We start from the raw sequence: 17304 nt of genomic DNA, 5'->3' as shown, positions 1-17304 counted from the left end.
GCCTCATCCTCAACAGTCTGAGCGTGGACCTCAAAACGGCCCGCCATCGCCCGCATCTGGTGCGGGTCAGTCATAAAACGTGTTGCCATGATTACTCCTTATCTAATTGGATGGTTTTCTGTCGGTCGTTGGCATCGTGTTGAGCAAGCCCGCAGACCTCAAGTACTTGATGCGTCCCCTGCATGGTCATACCTTGGCCGGCGCATGTCCGTTGGTGGGCACATATATGACCGCCGCCTGATACCCGGGAGGCGCGTTTCCGTTCGTCGGGAAGGTAGCGGGCACAGGGTATTTCGCCGCTGCCGGTGGGGTCGACGGGAGTTGCTCCTCCTCCGGGTATCCAGCGGCCGGGGGGCGCGTCACGAATTTGAGGCGTGATCCGTATTTGACAGCAGCAGCGCCCGCTCCGACCCCAGCGCCGGCCGCTGCGGCCCGCCCCAGCCCGCCGAACGGGACTGGGAAACCGAGTCCGGCGGCAACGTCGTTGCCCGCCAAGGGCAGCGCCGCCGGAGGAATCATCGGCAGCTTGCCCAACGCTGGAGCGCCTGCTGCCGCAAAGCCCCAATTCGACGGCACCGCCAGCCCCCCAACGGATGCCGCTTGACCCATGCCCGCAAACCCGCCCAAGCCTGGGATACCGCCGAAGCCCCCCGCGAACCCTGGCCCCAGCGCACCCATTGCAGCCGGGGCGCCCGCGCCTGCGGCGGCTGCGGCGTTCATATTCATGAAGGGCAGGAAGACATCGGGATTCATAAGGGGCCCGAGCGCGCTGCTTGCCAATGACATACCCAGCAGCCCTGGTAGATAGCCATATTCGGCCATGAGACCAGTTTCGACGCCTGAGAGCCCTGACCCGGACAAAAGGCCTCCGAAAGGCGTTGTAATCGTCGTCCCGCCCCCGGAGGATCCCCCAGAGGATAGGGGCGACGCGAGGCTCTGTAGCGCCCCGGATATCAAGGAGATCAGCTGCGACAACGCCGACTGCACACCCGTGCCGACCGACGATCCGGCGGCCTGGGAACTCGCGGCCCCCTGCGCGGCCGTCCCGGCCAGATTGGTGGTCGGCGGCGCCGCGCCGAACGGCGTCACCGACGCGGTGGCCGCCGCCGAATTGGCAGCATAGCCGTACATCGCCGCGGCGTCCTGGGCCCACATTTCGGCGTATTCGGCCTCCGTGGCCGCGATCGCCGGCGTGTTCTGACCCAAGAAGTTCGTCGCGATCAACATCATCAGTTGAGCGCGATTCGCCGCGATCAACGGCGGCGGCACCGTCATCGCGAACGCCTCGGCATAGGCGGCCGCCGCCGCTTGAGCCTGGGTGGCAGCCAGCTCAGCTTGTCCGGCGGTAGCACTCATCCACGTCACATAGGGTGCGGCCGCCGCGGCCATCGCCATTGACGACGGACCCAGCCACGGACCGCCCGTGAGCCCCGAGACCACCGTCTCGTAGCCGGAAGCTCCGGAACGCAGATCCGCGGCCAACCCGTTCCAGGCGGCCGCGGCGGCCATCATTGACCCCGCGCCCGGGCCGGCATACATCCGCAAGGAGTTGATCTCCGGCGGTAAAGCCCCGAAATCGAGCATGCTGAAACCTCTTCGAGCTCAGTGGACTGCGGCTGCGTTGGCGGCCTCGGTGACCGCATACGAACCGGCGCTCGTGGCCAGGGCGCTGACAAATAGTTCATGAATCGCGGTGGCGTCGGCGCTCAGTTCCTGGTAGAGGACGCCGTGCGCGGCGAAGTAACCCGCCGTCAGCGCCGACACTTCATCGGCAGCGGCAGGAAGCACCCCGGTCGTCGGGGCTGCCGCCCCCGCATTGCCGGCCGCCACTGCAGCCCCGATGCCTTGGAGTTCCCCGGCTGCGGACGCGAGCATCTCCGGCAGCGCTGTAACAAACGACATGTGCTCTCCCAACGGAAGCGGGCCGACCCCGAGGGGCGGCTACCGCGGCGCCCACGTGCGGCCGTGAAACTAATGATTCATCTGAAGCACGATAATACATACTTCTGGATGCACTGCATAGCTTATGACCAACTTGCGGTATTACTTCCAGACAAACGCGTCCACAGTGCCCTGGAATGCCGTCTTGAGCAGACTGTTGACCCCACGGAAGGCTCGGGTTGAGAAAACGCCTGCATGGGGCGATCGGCGCGCGTCCCGCACTTGGCAGAACAACCGCGGCCATCAGCACGACGCAGGTACACAGACCGCGCCGCCGTGGCCACCCGCAGCCCTAACCGGTCACCGCGCTGCTAACCACGCACCGCCCGCGCCGGGCGGGCCACCGCCCCCATCATCGGCGCGCAGTATTGATAAAGCGCGGCCGTTTAGGTCTGTGTACGACCCCGGGTAGCGGCCTACCGGGCCGATGGAATAAACACCACCCAGATTCGGAGGTATCCCCCGGTCGTGGCGGCTGCCATGACCGGCTGAACTAGGCAATTTGCGCCTTCGGGCAAACGCTGGGGTGCTCACGTCCGCGGTCAGCCTGGACGGTAACCGTCTCGGCAGCTCGTCAGGCAATTGAGTTGTGGCAAGAAAACGTTCTTTCCGCATCGTTCTGGGCGACATTGAGTCGTCGCGTTGTACGACCGATGCCCACGCACCACGTTAAGCCGTCGGCTATTGGAACGGACGACAATTCAACGGTCGCGGGCGACAGCGACATGGGGCGGGCTGGCGGAGAAAGATCCCCTCAGACGACAAGACCGCCTAAGTTCATCTCGGCCAACGACATTCAAGCGGAGTGATGCTACTGCTCCTCCATCCAGAGCCGCTCCGTCAAATCTTCAAATGTCACCAACAAGGCCGGATCATCGCGGCGCATCAGCGACTTACTCATCCTCGCCTGCACGGTCCAACCCTCGCGGTGCCGTAGCTCCACCACGAAATTCGCAAGTGCACCGTCGCCAATAAGCCCGCATACCGCTGCCGGCACGGTGTGAAAGACCTCAGGAAACGCCAGCCCGGCTAACCCTTCATGCGGATACCCCACCATCTGCGCAAAAGCCGAATTGGCAAACCAGATGATGCCGTCCCGCGCCATGGCGAGCGTGGGAATCGGGATCCGCTCCAGCAGCACCACCGCGGGCATCCGCGTCAGGACGTCTGTCGGTGAATCGCCGGCACTCCGGTGACGCCGCCGCTCAATCCGCCGACCGCCATTGATGTGACCGCCGTCGCGAGCGGGGTCGTGTAATTCCCGCGCAGGCAACCCCGCGTTCGACCTAGATGGCCTCGGGGCCAACATCGCCGGTTGTGTGGTCGGGACGGACATGTGCTCCTCCTCCGGGGGGAAGCAGGCCGACCGGAAGGTGGCCGGGTTTCCGTCGCGCCTTGGGGACCTGCAGTTAGATACCGAAGATGTATCTGGCTCCGGAGAATACATCCCTTTGGACGCCAGGGATCGATATTAACAAACTGTTAGTGTTTGGGTAACTGCGCATCGCCTACGTTAACCTGGGATGCTGGTCGGCGAACAAACTGCGGACCTACGGAGGACTACGACGGACACGGTGCCCCCGCAGGCGGGGTAACACGTTCGGCGGGTAACCGGCCCCTATGATCGAAGGGACTGACTCGGTGGCGGAATTGCCTTGGCGCGAAACTGTCCCGCTGCTGCGCGGTGACAGCGACGAAACAGGGAGGGCCATGAACGAGGCCAGCGAGCGGCGGGTCGGCAACACACGCCAGCGACTCATCGCCGCCGCTGCACGCCAGTTCGCTCACCGCCCTTACAGCATGGTCAGCCTCGATGACATCTTGTCGGAGGCCGAGCTCACTAAAGGCGCGATGTATTTTCACTTCCCTTCCAAGCAAGCGCTGGCGTTGGCCATCATCGACGACCTTACGGAGATGAGCGGTGCCGCAGTCACCGAGTTGCTTGCCCGCAAAATGTCGGGACTGGAAACGCTGGTCGATCTTGTCTATCTCCGTGCCGTTCAAGATACGCAGCAGGAGGTGGCTCGCGCCGGCGTCCGACTACTTGAGACCCTGGAAAACACAACCGCCGTGCCCACCGCACTATGGCAATCATGGATCGATTTCGTCACCACCCTCGTCCAAAAAGCGATAATTGAAGGCGACATCATCGAGGACCACGACCCCGAAGACATTGCCAAAATGCTCGTTGCGCTGTGGATCGGTATTCGCCGTATCAGCGATCCCGAGCAACCCGAGACCTGCCTGGATAATCTCCAAAAAGCCTGGCTGCTCGCTCTGCCGAGCTTCACCAAACCCGACCGAATCGAATACTTCACCCAATTCATCAAACGACGCCACGCGCTCGCCGCGAAAAAGGTTTCCGGCGAGGCACCCGCACTCGACCTGCACGCCACCGCCGCCTCGGCGCACACCGACACTTAGCCCACCGTCGACGCGTTGAGACGGGAACAGCAACATAGTCAGCGCCTATTGCCACGGCGCTAACACGCGTCTGTGGCACTCCGCAGGTCTAGGGACAACGGCGCCTCAAGCCCGCACTGGAACCCCCGCCAAAGGATTCTCGGTACCGCGATCGGCCTGTTCAGCGAGGTCGGATACGCGGCCCCAGGCTAGGCGAGATCATCGAGCGTGCGGCAATGAAAGGCCCCGCGCGACGGGTTCGATCACGTATTAGTGATCGTCAATCCAGAGCCGCTCGGTCAGATTCTCGAACGTCACTAACACGGCCGGATCATCGCGCCGCATCAGCGACTTGCTCATCCTGGCCCTGACGGTCCAGCCCTCACAGTGCTGCAGTTCCACCACCAGATTCGCCAGTGCATCGACGCCAGTAAACGCGCCTATCGCGGCCGGCACAGTGTGAAAGATCTCGGGAAACGCCAATCCCGCTAACCTGTCCTGCGAGTGACCCACCATTTCTGCGAAAGCAGTATTCGCGAACAAGATGACACCGTCCCGCGTCATAGCAAGCGTGGGAACCGGGATTCGCTCCAACACCACCACCGCGGGCATCCGCGTCAGGATGTTCGCCGGTGTATCACCGGAACTCCCATTACGCCGCCGCTCGACCCGGTGGCTGCCGTCTATACCGGCGCTATCGTGCGGATTTCCGTCTGAGCCGTTACCACGTAACTGCGCCTTCGCCATGGACGGCACAGTAGCAACGTAACGAGATCAACGTACCAAAATTGCGAAACTTGCCGCGTGTCGCGAACCCGCCGAGTTCATGTCGCACATGACCTCTGGTCACAATAACCACGGTCTGCGGCGTTGTCCGGAGATCGATGAAACCCGGCGGCCCGCGGGCAGCGCCAGCTTGGATCGCGCGGGGCCCCGTGTGGTGTCCTCAGGCGTGGGCTCCGGCCGGGCGGGGATCGAGGATGGCCCGCAACCAGTCGACGGTGCGTTTGACGCCTTGGACGAGGTCGGTATCGGGTTTCCAGCCAAGCATCCGGCTCGCCCGGGTCGGGTCCAGGGCGCTCGCGTGTACCTCGCCCGTGCGGGCCGCGGCGTAATCGGGTGGACGCGAGACGCCGACCGCCTCCGCGACCAGCCGGTGCAGTTCGGTCACCGTCGTCTGTACCCCGGTACCGATGTTGAAGGTGCCGACCGTCCTGACCGGCGCGTCCGCGGCGCACAGGAAGGCGTGCACGACATCGTCGACGTAAACGTAGTCGCGCGTGGCACTGCCATCGCCGTAAATGGTCGTCGGCCGGCCGGTGATCATGGCGCTGCCAAAAAGCGTGACCACGCCCGCGGTCAAGTGCGCGTATTGGCGTGGCCCATAGACATTGGCCAGTGCCAGACAGATGGGCGCTATCCCGTACATCTTGGCGTAGGCACCCATATAGAACTCGCCGGCGACATTGGCCGCCGCATACGGGGAAAGCGGGTCCAAGGCGGTGTCCTCGGTGGCAGGCAGGGTGGTCGGCGCACCGTAGCGGGAGCCACCCGAGGTGGCGTAGATGATCCGCGGTACACCTGCTCGCCGGCTCGCTTCCAGCAGGTTGATGGTGCCAAGCACGTTGTTGCGGGCGTCGTGTTGCGGGTCATCAACGGACCTGCACACATCGATCTGCGCGGCCAAATGGAACACCACGTCTGGGTTCGACCGCGCGATGACGTCGCACAGCTCCGAGTGCCGGACGTCGACCGCGACGAAGGTGAAGCGGCCGGCCCCTTTTCGGTGGGCCGACTCCATGTTTGCTGCAGGGTAGCCGGCGCTGAGATTGTCGACCCCAGTGACCTGGTGCCCTTCTTCCAGCAGTCGGTCGACAAGGGTGGAGCCGATGAATCCGGCTGCGCCGGTGACGAGGGTTCGCATCATCAGCGATCTGAGATTTGACGGCGAATTGTGGACGCCGGCAATTGATTTGAGGCGAAGTCGCCGATGACGCCGTCGCGAGACCTCGGTACACGGGCGCGGGCCGTACACACCGCCGCGCGCCGGTGCCCCTGCATTGCCGAAGATTTGGCTTTCTCGTCGGTCGCCTCGCGGATGTAGTTGCCAATCTGGCGCAATGACCGGTCGGCCTCTGGCACCATAGGCGCGGCGATTTGAAAGGCATGCATCTGACCGGGCCACACGCGCAGCTCGACCGCTACCCCGGCCGCGGCCAATCTCTGCGCGGCCAGCCGCGCGTCGTGGAGGAGGACTTCGGAACCGGACACATGGATCAACGTGGGGGGCAAGCCGGCCTCGATATGGTCGAGCGGCTCGTAGATCTTCTCGGGGCGCCCATCCGTGATATGGCGCTCGGCCGCCGCAACAAGCAGGCGATCGAATGCGTCAAACACCTTGGCGCAGAACATCGCATCGCTGCGGATGTTGCGGTGCGCCTGCTTGGGTACCTTGGCGATCTGCATCAGCGGTGACATGCAGACGATGGCCGCGAGTTCCGCACCTTCGTCGAGCAGCCGCTCGGCCAGGGCGAGTGACAAATAGCCTCCAGCGGAATCTCCGCCCAAGACGATCTGGTCGGGCGCGTAACCCTGAGCGCGCAGCCACCGGTAGCCGTCGTAGCAATCATCGATCGCCTCACCCAGCGAGTGCTTGGGCAGCATCCGGTAGTTCATCACCAGCACCGGCGAATCGGCGTACTTCGACAGATTGGTGACGAGCCGATCATGGGTGTTGGCGCCACACGCCAGGAAGCCACCACCGTGCATGTACAAGACGATGCGCCTGCTGCCGTCGGCGGGCAGGACGCCTGCAGCGCGGACCAATCGCGCCTTGCAGTGCGGCAACCGAATCGTGGCGCGAACGCTGCCCGCCGCGGGCGTCACAGCTCCGGCGGCGAAGTCCAGGAGGCCCCATGGCCACGGTGCGTTCGCCAGGTGGCTACCAATGGACAAGATTGGCCGGATAGTGACCCGGGCGCCGAACCAGGCAAGTCGGCCAGCGGCGCTCGGAGCATCTTCCACGAACTCCTCCACCAGCCCCGATATCCGCCCGCCAAATGCGGTCGATGTTCCGCGCTGAATCGCCGCGACATCGGCACCGACTGCGGCTAGGCCACCGGGCAGGCCAACTTTTGTTAGCGCGTGTTCTCTGTTTCGCACGGTCACCCCTCGGCCTAATCTCCCGTGCCCTGTGCGGCATCGTCGACGGGCGGAGACGTTGTCATCGGTGCAGCGCTTGCGGTGCCGTCGGCTGCGCGGATCCGCGCGCTCGAGAATTCGAAGTTGTGCGACGCGGCGACGGCGTCAAGCACCGGAGCCACGTTGGTCAGCCACCAGGCGTGGTGGTTTGGCTGGATGGCACGCCTGCGCCACAAATCGGCGACGCGATGCAGCCAGGTCAGCAGGATGGCAATGCGTTCATCGACGCACTCGCGGTCGCCAATAGCCGCGTTGGGTCGCTCGTGCGCGGCACGCAGCGCATTACGTTCGGGATCGGACAGACCGCCGGTCCGTAGCCGTTCAGTGACGATTGCGCCCAGATCGGCTTGCTCCACCTGGCAGGCCACCGCCAGGATCATCAGGTACTCGTCGATGAGCGCCGGGCGGTCTCGTCGGGCACTGCCCCAGTCCACAATGCCGGTGGCCGGGCCGTGTAGGCCGGCAACCCGAACGTGGTCGGGGGTGAAGTCACCGTGCGTCCAGCTCACTGCCGTACGTGAGCCGGCAAGGGCCCGCCGTAGCAGCCTTCTGATCCGACTCACCTCCGGAAGCAGGCGGGGATCTAGGCGCCGGCACATGTCCGTCAGCCCCGCCAATGGTTCGACGACCCATCGCCGCAACGAGCAGACGTTGTCCACGCCGACGAACGAGGCAGTTTGCCGGTGCAGCGGCGCGATGGCGCTCAGGGCCGCCGCGGTTAGTTCCTCGACACGGTCCGGATGGAGCCTCAGCACATCCGCCATGTCCATGCCCGGTCGATAGGACTCCACAGATACGGTCGCATCGGTGCGCTCGTCGAAGGCCAGGATCCGCGGCACCAGTTCGCGCCATTCTGCGTCGAGCCCCTGGTGCAGGGCGAGTTCGGCGAGCACTCGGCGCTGCGCGCGCAGTCCCGCGGCTGGCAGCCGGCCGCGGGCGACTTTCAAAACCGCCGTGGGCGGTCCCTGCTCGCGACACAGTAGCAACACCGTCTTGTCATCGACGAGTTCCGTTGACCGCGTGCTGAGTTCGACGTCGATAAGACCGACCGGGAGATCCCTGACGTCGATCAGCCGTGCCGATGAGGATGGCGCTGTCGGCTTGCTCTGCCTACTGCTCATTGCTAGCCAACTACCGCCGACGCTGTATGGAAATGCAGCACGGCACCACAACGTTGTCGCGGTTGTCGCGCTGCGTGCACGAGATGCCCGTAGATCGGAAAGCGGGGATCGCGGAGGTTCATATCGCTCCTAACAGGCCGATGCGGGTGCCTGGCCGCCGAACACCGCGGCGCTAACCCGTGACCATACCGGTTATCTACTCATCACCACAACTTACATACCATTAGGTGAAAATAATGCCAGTTACGGACTACAAGTTCAGGCCGTCAGCGGCGAACTAGGGTGTCAAGGCCGCGCAACGCATGCTCGGGCCGCGCCACGGTGTCGATGACGGTCGACGGCCACGCGTGCCTATGACGAGGATTTGGACTATGGGGGGATACGGCTACCGAAGCGCAAGCATGCCGACCGGGGTTACCTCACCCACGGCCAGGTGACCGCGCTAGCCGGCGCGGTGGATCGTCAGCCCGAGGTTGTTCGGTTCCTGGCCTATACCGGATTGCGGTGGGGCGGGATGGCCGCGCTGCGCGTGCAGGACTTCGACATGCTGCGTCGGCGGGTCAACGTCAGCCGGTCGGTCACCGAGTCGGGCGGTCTGGTGTGGTCGACCCCGAAGACGTGGGAGCGGCGGTCGGTGCCGTTCCCCGCGGTGATGGCCGACGAGCTGGCTGCGCTGATGGTCGGCAAGGGCCGCGACGATCTCGTGTTCACCGACATGCGCGGCGGGGTGCTGCGCAACTCGAACTGGCGGGCTCGGGTGTTCGAACCGGCCGTGCAGAAGTGCCAGAAGGCCGACGAGTCGTTTCCGTCGATCACGCCGCACGACCTTCGGCACACCGCGGCCTCGTTGGCTGTCTCGGCGGGCGCCAACATGAAGGCCGTGCAGCGCATGCTGGGGCACGCGAAAGTGTCGATGACGGTCGACGTATACGCGGACCTTTTCGACGAGGACCTGGACCCGGTGGCGGTCGAGTTGGACGCGGCGATCAAAGCCGCTGCGCGATCTAGCGGGAGCTGATGAAGTCGCGGAACTTCTGCGGTACCTGAGTTGATTCAATCTTCTTGAAGAACTCGGGCGTCGTTACCGCCGTGTAGGTCTCCTCGCCAGTAATGAAGCACTCGGCATCGAACGGCCAGACGATTAGCATGCGAAGCGTCATCAAATAGAAGCCTGTCGGATCATCAGCGGGTAGGCCTCTCTGCGCCGCGTCCGCACCATAGTAAAGAGAACGCATATAGCCTTCGGTGATTATGGTGTCGTCATCAACGACGATGCGGTCCATATCCATCTCGAAGAAAAACTGGCCGCCTTTCACTATCGTTTCTTCGTAGAACCCTTGGACCGCTTGGCGTCCCACCGGGCTCAGATCTGCGGGTGCGCCCCAGGCGATATAACGAGGGTTCGCACTAAGGGTTGACATCACGAGATCGAGGTCTGGCTTGGCCTCCCCCCTGGCGTGCTGCAGCAGCCTTTCGAGCATCATGAGATGCCGTGGATTGGTCGTCTCCGCGATCCGCTGCTCGAGGAGTCTAAATGTCTTGGTCTGGTCTAAGATATCGGTCATTTCCTTTGCCTCCCCAGTCAATTCGCATCGACGCGCGAGAGTCTGTCACTCGGCGGGGCCGTCTAACGTTGCCTTGCGGGCTGATCGTTAATGCGATGGGGCTGACAGTAGCGTCTGTCGACCGTCGTGTTGACGCGAATCAGTCGCCTGTGTGGCTGAGGCGGGCGGGATATTGCGCGACTGCGATTTGTCTACGTCGGAAGCGCGCGCTGCGCCCCTGCGTACCCACTGCGTACCGGACGACCGACGACACCGATATAGCTAAGGCGTAAACGCTGTTTTAGCTGGTGTTCTCTGGTGGAGCTAAGGGGATTCGAACCCCTGACCTACTCGATGCGAACGAGTCGCGCTACCAACTGCGCCATAGCCCCTGATCGCTAAGCAGGCTACCAGCCGCGGCGCGAACGGCCGAACTGCCAGCCCTATTCGCCCACGGCGCGCGGCAGGTCCCGGGGCCAACCGAACGTGGGCATCGGCATCGCGTTGTCCAGATGCTCGAAGATGGGGTCTTCGTCGTCGATTTCCAGCACCACCGCGCCGGGGCGACGCAGCCGCGACGGAACCACCTCGTATTCACGGTCGTAGGCGTTCTCCACGCCGAGCCGCGCGCGTGCCATCCGCTGGATCCGGCGCCGACGCACCCTCTCCTCGATGCGGGTCTGCCTGCGCAGGTAGATGAGGTACAGCAGGGTCACCGCGGTGGCGGTGCCGCATACCCACCAGGCGCTCGGCGACACCTCGAACGCGGCCGCGGCCGAGCCGACCAGGACGACCGCCATCACCATCAGCACGCGCCTGCGGAAGGTGTACTTGCGGGCGCTGACCGCCGCCGCGGTTTTCGTGTCGAAGCGGCGCCGTCGCGAGGTCCCCGGGGCGACGTACTTGCGCGGATCGGCGTCCTCGGGTTCCTCGGGGTCCCCTTCGGGCTCCAAACCCGAAGAGTCGTCGACGTATTCGTAACGGTCGTCGTCGGCCTCCGCGTCGTCCTCATCGGACTGATCGACGGGCTCGGCCTCTTCCTCGGCGTCCTCGGCGGTCGGTTCGACCGCCTCAGTGCTGGCACCCGCCGGCAGGGCTCCGGAATCCTCGATGACGTCGACGTCCAGGTAGTCGGGCCCGGCGGGTTCGACGGGGTCGGCGTCCGCGACCTTCATGACGACCGGCCGCGCGGCCGCGAGATCGACGGTGTCGTCCTCGGCATGGGCGGGGTGTTGGGCCTGGTCAGCGTCGTCAACCTCGTCTTCGGCCGAGTCTTCCTCCGGCTTCCAATGCGGGTCGCTGCGATGTCCCGCCGCCGGGCCACTGCGCCTGAGCAGCCGCGAACCGGCGCCGCCGTTGAGCACCCTGGTCGCCAGGGCCACGTCGCTGGTGCGCCGCACGGCGTCGCGTTTGCTGACGAGCATCGGCACCAACACGAACAGCCATAGCACCACCAGCGAAATCCACAACAACGACTGCGGGATGCTTGGCATGATGACCTGCTCCTTCTGGACCGGATCCCCGCGTGGCTCGTCGGTGGCCGACGCGACCGGATCACAGTGACCAGGACAATTACACACCTGTAATTTGCCTCTCACAAGCACCAAGTGTCACTCGTGTCGCGGTAGCCACAGGTCGGGGCATAGATGTCCGTCACAGCAGCGGCAAACGGGACCCGCCTTTAACCCGCGACATCGGGCCTTGCGGGTTAAGCCCAGCTCGCATGACCGGCGCGGACCAGCGTCGATGCCACCGAGCCCTGAACCTCTTCGACCGTGATGGCCATCAGCAGGTGATCGCGCCAGGCCCGGTCGACCTCGAGGTAGCGGCGCAGCAGCCCCTCTTCCCGGAAACCGACCTTTGCCAGTACGGCCCGGCTCGCGGCGTTCTCCGGGCGCACGGTGGCCTCCACGCGGTGCAACATGACCGGACCGAAGCAGTGGTCGAGCCCGAGCGCCAACGCCGCGGTCGCCACCCCACCTCCGGTCGCCGACCGGGGCACCCAGTAGCCGATCCACGCCGACCGCAACGCCCCATGGGTGACGTTGCCGATGGTCAGCTGACCGCAGAACCGCCCGTCGAGCTCGATGACGTAGGGCAGCATCCGCCCCTTGCGGGCCTCGGCGCGCAGACCGGAACACAGCGCCGGCCAGGCGGCGACCGTGTGCCGGATCGTCCAGTCGCCGTCGCTGCTGGGCTCCCACGGCTCGAGATGCGCGCGGTCGGCCAACCGGATCCGGCTCCACTGCGCACCGTCGCGCATCCGCACCGCGCGCAACCGCACGACGCCCGCCGGCACCCGCAGCGGCCCCACATTCAGGGGCCATCCCGGATGGCGAGAGTTCGAGCGCAACAGCTTCACGGGGAGCGCAGTCGTTCGGTCTAGCCGCGCTGAGCCAGGAAGGCGACGTCGACGATTTCACCGGTGCGGATCTGCTCGGCGCCGGTGGGAACCACGACCAAGCAGTTCGCCTCGGCGAGGGTCGCCAGCAGGTGCGATGACGCCCCGGGGGCCCCGCCGAGTGCCTGCACCAGGTACTCACCGCTTTCCTGGTCACGCATCAGCTGACCGCGAAGATACCCCTTGCGTCCGGCGACGGAGGTGATCGGCGAGAGTGCGCGGGCCCGCACGATCCGGCGCATCGGCTGGCGCTTGCCCAGCGACAGCCGGATCAGCGGCCGGACCATGACCTCGAAGACCACCAGCGCGCTGACCGGATTGGCCGGCAGCAGAAACGTCGGGACGCCCTCGCGGCCCAGCTGGCCAAAGCCCTGCACGGATCCGGGATGCATGGCGACCCGGACGACCTCCATCTCGCCCAGCTCGGACAGCACCGAGCGCACCGCCTCGGCGGCGGCTCCCCCGACCGCGCCGGCGATCACCAGCACCTCGGCGCGATTGATCTGCCCTTCCACGACCTCACGGAGCTGGTTGGGTTCGGCGCTGACGATGCCGATCCTGTTGACCTCGGCGCCGGCGTCCCGGCCGGCCGCGGCCAGCGCGTAGGAGTTCACGTCGTAGACCTGCCCGTTGCCCGGAGTGCGCGAGATGTCGACCAGCTCGCCCCCCACCGCCATCACCGACAGTCGCGGCCGAGGATGCACCAGCACCCGCTCGCGGCCGACCGCCGCCAGCAGCCCGACCTGTGCCGCGCCGATGATGCTGCCGGCGCGCACGGCGACGTCGCCGGGCTGGACGTCGTCGCCGGCGCGGCGCACATAGGCGCCCGACGGCGCCCCGCGCAGAATCCGCACGTGCGACGTCCCGCCATCGGTCCACCGCAGCGGCAGGACCGCGTCGGCCAGCGTGGGCAGCGGGGCGCCGGTCCGCACTCGGACGGCCTGCCGCGGCTGGAGCCGGCTGGGTGTGCGCGATCCCGCTTCGATGGTTCCCATCACCGGCAGGACCAGCCCCTCGCGCCGGTCTTCGTCGCCGGCCGCCTGGTCGGGTGGTTCACCGAGCGCCTCGGCGCCCACCTCACCGACGCCCAGCACGTCCACGCTGCGCACGGCGTAGCCGTCGATCGCCGCCTGGTCGAAGCCGGGCATGGGCCGCTCGGTCACCACCTCCTCGGCGCACATCAATCCCTGCGCCTCGGCAATGGCCACCCGTATCGGTCGCGGGGCCACCGCGGCGGCCGTTATTCGGGCCTGCTGCTCCTCAACAGAACGCACCAGCGCGCCTCTCTGCCATCGGCGTCGAGCCGTCTCGGGCGGGCCCGCCGCGTCGGCCGGGCCGGGTCAAAGCCCGGCTACTGCTCGGTCAGGCCCAATCGCGTCACCAACCATCGCCGCAAAGCCGGGCCATAGTCGTCACGATCCAATGCAAAGTCAACCGCAGCCTTCAGGTAGCCGCCGGGATTTCCTAAGTCGTGTCGGGATCCGTGATGTACCACCACATGCACCGGGTGGCCCTCCTTGATCAGCAGGGCGATCGCATCGGTGAGCTGCATCTCGCCCCCGGCCCCTCGGTCGATGCGGCCCAGCGCGTCGAAGATGGCGCGGTCGAGCACGTAGCGGCCCGCCGCGGCATACATCGACGGGGCCTCGGAGGCCTTGGGCTTTTCGACCATGCCTTTGACCTTGAGCACGTCAGGATTGTCATCGTCGACGACGGGCTCGACGTCGAAAACCCCATAGGCGCTGATCTCTTCGGGGGTCACCTCGATGGCACACAACACCGTGCCGCCGCGCTGGGCCCGCACTCTCGACATGATCTCCAGCACGCCGGTCGGCAGCACCAAGTCGTCGGGAAGCAGCACCATGACGGCGTCCTCGTCGGCGGCCAGCGTTGGCTCCACGCAGCTGATGGCGTGCCCGAGCCCAAGCGGCTCGGCCTGGACGACGGACTCCACCTTGATCAGCTGCGGCGCCCGGCGCACCTTGTCGAGCATCGCCTTCTTGCCCCGCGCCTCAAGCGTGCCCTCCAGAACCAGGTCTTCGACGAAGTGCGCGACGACGCCGTCCTTGCCCTCGGAGGTGATGATGACCAACCGCTCGGCACCGGCCGCGGCCGCCTCCTCGGCGACCAGCTCGATGCCGGGGGTGTCGACGACGGGCAGCAGCTCTTTGGGCACCGTCTTGGTTGCCGGCAGGAAACGCGTGCCCAGGCCGGCCGCGGGGACGATCGCCGTGTACGGGATCGGGACTTCATCTGGCCGTGACATCGTTCACACCATAGCGCTCATAGGGTTTGCGGCCGCTGCATGGCAGGCCGAATACCCATGCTGTCATGGTTAACGCATGGCGACCGCGAGCAAAACCGGGTTGCGGGACCGGCTGCTGGCGGCCCGCGCCGCCGTTGCCGACGCCGTCCGGGCCGCCGAGGCCCGCATGCTCAGCGACCACCTAGAGGGCGCGGTGAGCAGCGGCACCACGGTGTGCGCCTACGTGCCGGTGGGCACCGAGCCGGGTTCGGTCGAGATGCTGGACGCGTTGCTGCGCCGGGCGGGACGGGTACTGCTGCCGGTTGCGCGCACCGACGCCGACGGCGTGCCGTCGCCGCTGCGGTGGGGCGAGTACCGGCCGGGCCGGCTCATCCCCGGTCGCTGGGGCTTGCTCGAGCCGCCGGAGCCGTGGCTGCCGGAGTCCGCGCTCGTCGAGGCGGGCCTGGTGATCGTCCCGGCGCTGGCCGTCGACCGTCGGGGCGTGCGACTGGGTCGGGGGCGCGGGTTTTACGACCGCTCGCTGGGCGGCCGGGACCCGCACGCGCGTCTGGTCGCCGTGGTGCGCGACGACGAGTTCCTCGACGAGCTGCCCGCGGAGGCGCACGACGTGCCGATGACCCATGTGCTCACGCCCCGGCGCGGTTTGATCGCGGTGTTTTCTGGCGGCCGCGGCGGGGAATGAGAAAGTTCACGCAGCGGTTCTAGCACTAGACACGGTAGAGTGCTAACAGACTTTACGTTCACGGAGGTTCCCTAGTGCCGACTTACAGCTACGAGTGCACCCAGTGCGGCAACCGCTTCGACATGGTGCAGGCCTTCACCGACGACGCCCTGACCACCTGCGAGGAGTGCTCCGGTCGGCTGCGCAAGCTGTTCAACTCCGTCGGAATCGTGTTCAAGGGCAGCGGCTTCTACCGCACCGACAGCCGCGAGGAAAGCAAAAAGTCAAAGACCGCGGCCAACGCGTCCTCGACCAGCGATGCGGCGTCAAGCTCGGGGTCGAGCGAAAAGAACGGTTCCAGCAACGGGTCGAGCGAGAAGTCGACCAGCAGCCCAGCCCCGTCCACCGCGGGCGCCTCGACCTAGCGGCGATCGCAAGCGCGGCGCCGGCGCCGGGCGCCGCGGGTCGGCGCCATTAGGCCTAACGCTTATCCACAACCGGCTTTCTGACCGGCAGCGCCGCGGCCGCGCCGCGCTTACCGTTGCGGCGTGCGGGAACCATCGCTGAACCCGACGCTATTGCGCCGGATATCGGCGTCGCTGCGCCCGGACTGGACCCGCACGGTGCTGGCCCGGCGCGTGGCCGCGGCCGGCCTCGTCGTGTTGGCCGCCATCGCGGCGCTACGGTCCAACCCGGACGGCGACAGCGCCCAGGTGGTGGTGGCCGTCCGCGACCTGCGCCCCGGTGCCGCGTTGACACCCGACGATGTCCGGCTCGAAAAGCGTTTGGCCGCAACGATTCCCGATGGGTCGCAGGGCGACCTGGGCGCGGTGGTCGGTTCGACACTGGCCGGCCCGACCAGGCGCGGCGAGGTGCTCACCGACGTCCGGTTGCTGGGCAGCCGGTTGGCCGAGGCCGCGATCGGATCGAAGGCCGGGCCGGGGTCCCGCATCGTCCCGCTGCACCTGGCCGATGGCGCCCTGATCGACCTGGTCCGCGCCGGCGACGTCGTCGACGTGCTGGCCGCGCCGACCACCGACTCGCCGGCGGGAACCCAGCCCGTGACCAAAGTGGTAGCAACCGACGCCGTCGTCGTGCTTGTTTCGGCCAAGCAGAAGGTTCAGGCTGCCGATAGCGACCGCGTAGTGTTGGTCGCGCTGCCGGCTCGCGTGGCGAACACGGTGGCAGGCGCGGTGCTGGGTCAAACGGTGACGCTCACCCTGCACTGAGTGCCTGGCCGCGGCTCGCCGCGTGATCCGCAGCAAACTGTGTCCAGTCCCAGAAAGGACATCTGAATGCTCAAGGGGTTCAAGGAGTTTCTCTCAAGGGGCAACATCGTCGACCTGTCCGTCGCGGTGGTCATCGGTACCGCCTTCACCGCATTGGTCACGCAGTTCACCGACAACATCATCAAGCCGTTGGTCAACCGGGTAGGCGTCAACCAGCAGTCCAACTACGGCATCTTGCGGATCAGCATCGGCGGCGGTCAGGCCATCGACCTCAACAACGTCATTTCGGCCGCGATCAACTTCGTCATTGTGGCCGCGGTGGTGTACTTCCTGGTCGTGTTGCCCTACAACACATTCCGCAAGCGCGGCGAGGTGGAGCAGGCGGACGACGCCCAGATCGTCCTGCTCACCGAAATCCGCGACCTGCTCGGCCAGACCAACGGGGACTCGGCGGGCCGGCACGGTGGCGCGGCGGCCAAGACACCGCCTCCGGAGCGCGGACCGCGAGCGGAGGCCGAATCGCAGTGACAGCCCGCT

General features: G+C 66.1%; 17 protein-coding genes, 1 tRNA gene and 2 pseudogenes. 6 read left to right on the top strand and 14 right to left on the bottom strand.

The window, feature by feature from the left end; translation table 11 throughout:
• From A5764_RS27700 to A5764_RS19135, 4 genes and pseudogenes are all read right to left on the bottom strand, one after another.
• Window positions 1-89 (bottom strand): annotated as a pseudogene (locus tag A5764_RS27700) (WXG100 family type VII secretion target); the annotation flags it as partial.
• Window positions 90-186: 97 nt separating this feature from the next.
• On the bottom strand, window positions 187-1584 hold the full coding sequence (locus tag A5764_RS19145; protein ID WP_067115528.1) for a PPE family protein: 1398 nt from the start codon (window positions 1582-1584) through the stop codon (window positions 187-189).
• 18 nt (window positions 1585-1602) lie between these two features.
• The gene (locus A5764_RS19140; RefSeq protein ID WP_067115525.1) at window positions 1603-1902 is read right to left on the bottom strand and encodes a PE family protein; all 300 of its coding nucleotides are present in this window, start codon (window positions 1900-1902) and stop codon (window positions 1603-1605) included.
• 850 nt (window positions 1903-2752) lie between these two features.
• Window positions 2753-3094: a PAS domain S-box protein gene (locus A5764_RS19135; protein WP_156664760.1), complete on the bottom strand. Its 342-nt coding sequence runs from the start codon at window positions 3092-3094 to the stop codon at window positions 2753-2755.
• Window positions 3095-3561: 467 nt separating this feature from the next.
• Between A5764_RS19135 and A5764_RS19130 the strand changes: the two genes are divergently transcribed.
• On the top strand, window positions 3562-4365 hold the full coding sequence (locus A5764_RS19130; protein WP_231989753.1) for a TetR/AcrR family transcriptional regulator: 804 nt from the start codon (window positions 3562-3564) through the stop codon (window positions 4363-4365).
• A 249-nt stretch (window positions 4366-4614) separates the two neighbouring features.
• On the opposite strand, the gene A5764_RS19125 is transcribed toward A5764_RS19130, so the two are convergent.
• From A5764_RS19125 to A5764_RS19110, 4 genes and pseudogenes are all read right to left on the bottom strand, one after another.
• On the bottom strand, window positions 4615-4956 hold the full coding sequence (locus A5764_RS19125; RefSeq protein WP_067115522.1) for a PAS domain S-box protein: 342 nt from the start codon (window positions 4954-4956) through the stop codon (window positions 4615-4617).
• A 334-nt stretch (window positions 4957-5290) separates the two neighbouring features.
• Window positions 5291-6268 (bottom strand): GDP-mannose 4,6-dehydratase, encoded by a 978-nt coding sequence (locus A5764_RS19120; protein WP_067115555.1) that lies wholly within the window; start codon window positions 6266-6268, stop codon window positions 5291-5293.
• 161 nt (window positions 6269-6429) lie between these two features.
• Window positions 6430-7392: pseudogene (locus A5764_RS19115) on the bottom strand (alpha/beta hydrolase fold domain-containing protein); the annotation flags it as partial.
• Window positions 7393-7520: 128 nt separating this feature from the next.
• Complete coding sequence (locus tag A5764_RS19110) at window positions 7521-8666, bottom strand: phosphotransferase family protein (RefSeq protein WP_067115519.1); 1146 nt, start codon at window positions 8664-8666, stop codon at window positions 7521-7523.
• Window positions 8667-9030: 364 nt separating this feature from the next.
• Between A5764_RS19110 and A5764_RS19105 the strand changes: the two genes are divergently transcribed.
• Window positions 9031-9684, top strand: coding sequence for a site-specific integrase (locus A5764_RS19105; protein ID WP_082951793.1), 654 nt, complete (start codon window positions 9031-9033; stop codon window positions 9682-9684).
• Here A5764_RS19105 and A5764_RS19100 read toward each other — a convergent pair.
• The 6 genes from A5764_RS19100 to A5764_RS19075 all read right to left on the bottom strand — a co-directional run bounded on the left by A5764_RS19100 (window position 9671) and on the right by A5764_RS19075 (window position 14877).
• Window positions 9671-10231: a hypothetical protein gene (locus A5764_RS19100; RefSeq protein ID WP_067115517.1), complete on the bottom strand. Its 561-nt coding sequence runs from the start codon at window positions 10229-10231 to the stop codon at window positions 9671-9673. The genes A5764_RS19105 and A5764_RS19100 overlap by 14 nt on opposite strands.
• A gap of 295 nt (window positions 10232-10526) precedes the next feature.
• Window positions 10527-10602, bottom strand: a tRNA-Ala gene (locus tag A5764_RS19095).
• A 51-nt stretch (window positions 10603-10653) separates the two neighbouring features.
• Complete coding sequence (gene glpR / locus A5764_RS19090) at window positions 10654-11703, bottom strand: gephyrin-like molybdotransferase receptor GlpR (RefSeq protein ID WP_067115552.1); 1050 nt, start codon at window positions 11701-11703, stop codon at window positions 10654-10656.
• A gap of 215 nt (window positions 11704-11918) precedes the next feature.
• A complete protein-coding gene (locus A5764_RS19085) occupies window positions 11919-12572 on the bottom strand; it encodes a GNAT family N-acetyltransferase (RefSeq protein ID WP_067115514.1) in 654 nt (217 codons plus the stop codon).
• A gap of 20 nt (window positions 12573-12592) precedes the next feature.
• Window positions 12593-13885, bottom strand: a complete 1293-nt coding sequence (glp, locus tag A5764_RS19080; protein ID WP_067115512.1) for a gephyrin-like molybdotransferase Glp — start codon at window positions 13883-13885, stop codon at window positions 12593-12595.
• Between the two features lie 77 nt (window positions 13886-13962).
• Entirely contained in the window at window positions 13963-14877 is a 915-nt protein-coding gene (locus tag A5764_RS19075; RefSeq protein ID WP_067115509.1) for a UTP--glucose-1-phosphate uridylyltransferase, read from the bottom strand.
• 76 nt (window positions 14878-14953) lie between these two features.
• Between A5764_RS19075 and A5764_RS19070 the strand changes: the two genes are divergently transcribed.
• The 4 genes from A5764_RS19070 to mscL all read left to right on the top strand — a co-directional run bounded on the left by A5764_RS19070 (window position 14954) and on the right by mscL (window position 17295).
• Window positions 14954-15559 carry a 5-formyltetrahydrofolate cyclo-ligase gene (locus A5764_RS19070; RefSeq protein ID WP_067115504.1) on the top strand — a complete coding sequence of 202 codons (606 nt, stop codon included), beginning with the start codon at window positions 14954-14956 and terminating at the stop codon, window positions 15557-15559.
• Window positions 15560-15633: 74 nt separating this feature from the next.
• Entirely contained in the window at window positions 15634-15963 is a 330-nt protein-coding gene (locus tag A5764_RS19065) for an FmdB family zinc ribbon protein (protein ID WP_067115501.1), read from the top strand.
• A gap of 123 nt (window positions 15964-16086) precedes the next feature.
• Window positions 16087-16767, top strand: coding sequence for an SAF domain-containing protein (locus A5764_RS19060; RefSeq protein WP_067115498.1), 681 nt, complete (start codon window positions 16087-16089; stop codon window positions 16765-16767).
• Window positions 16768-16833: 66 nt separating this feature from the next.
• A complete protein-coding gene (gene mscL / locus A5764_RS19055; RefSeq protein ID WP_067115495.1) occupies window positions 16834-17295 on the top strand; it encodes a large-conductance mechanosensitive channel protein MscL in 462 nt (153 codons plus the stop codon).
• Window positions 17296-17304 lie beyond the last annotated feature (9 nt).

This window comes from Mycobacterium sp. 852002-51057_SCH5723018, assembly GCF_001667035.1.
Taxonomy (GTDB): domain Bacteria; phylum Actinomycetota; class Actinomycetes; order Mycobacteriales; family Mycobacteriaceae; genus Mycobacterium.
The sequence above is the reverse complement of the archived record's forward strand: the minus strand, read 5'-3'. Positions and strand labels throughout refer to the sequence as shown.

Bases quoted from the DNA above. Each gene is read 5' to 3' on its own strand.
- A5764_RS19145 (WP_067115528.1), bottom strand. From the start codon at position 1,584: ATGCTCGATTTCGGGGCTTTACCGCCGGAGATCAACTCCTTGCGGATG.
- A5764_RS19140 (WP_067115525.1), bottom strand. From the start codon at position 1,902: ATGTCGTTTGTTACAGCGCTGCCGGAGATGCTCGCGTCCGCAGCCGGG.
- A5764_RS19135 (WP_156664760.1), bottom strand. From the start codon at position 3,094: ATGCCCGCGGTGGTGCTGCTGGAGCGGATCCCGATTCCCACGCTCGCC.
- A5764_RS19130 (WP_231989753.1), top strand. From the start codon at position 3,562: ATGATCGAAGGGACTGACTCGGTGGCGGAATTGCCTTGGCGCGAAACT.
- A5764_RS19125 (WP_067115522.1), bottom strand. From the start codon at position 4,956: ATGCCCGCGGTGGTGGTGTTGGAGCGAATCCCGGTTCCCACGCTTGCT.
- A5764_RS19120 (WP_067115555.1), bottom strand. From the start codon at position 6,268: ATGCGAACCCTCGTCACCGGCGCAGCCGGATTCATCGGCTCCACCCTT.
- A5764_RS19110 (WP_067115519.1), bottom strand. From the start codon at position 8,666: ATGAGCAGTAGGCAGAGCAAGCCGACAGCGCCATCCTCATCGGCACGG.
- A5764_RS19100 (WP_067115517.1), bottom strand. From the start codon at position 10,231: ATGACCGATATCTTAGACCAGACCAAGACATTTAGACTCCTCGAGCAG.
- glpR (WP_067115552.1), bottom strand. From the start codon at position 11,703: ATGCCAAGCATCCCGCAGTCGTTGTTGTGGATTTCGCTGGTGGTGCTA.
- A5764_RS19075 (WP_067115509.1), bottom strand. From the start codon at position 14,877: ATGTCACGGCCAGATGAAGTCCCGATCCCGTACACGGCGATCGTCCCC.
- A5764_RS19070 (WP_067115504.1), top strand. From the start codon at position 14,954: ATGGCGACCGCGAGCAAAACCGGGTTGCGGGACCGGCTGCTGGCGGCC.
- mscL (WP_067115495.1), top strand. From the start codon at position 16,834: ATGCTCAAGGGGTTCAAGGAGTTTCTCTCAAGGGGCAACATCGTCGAC.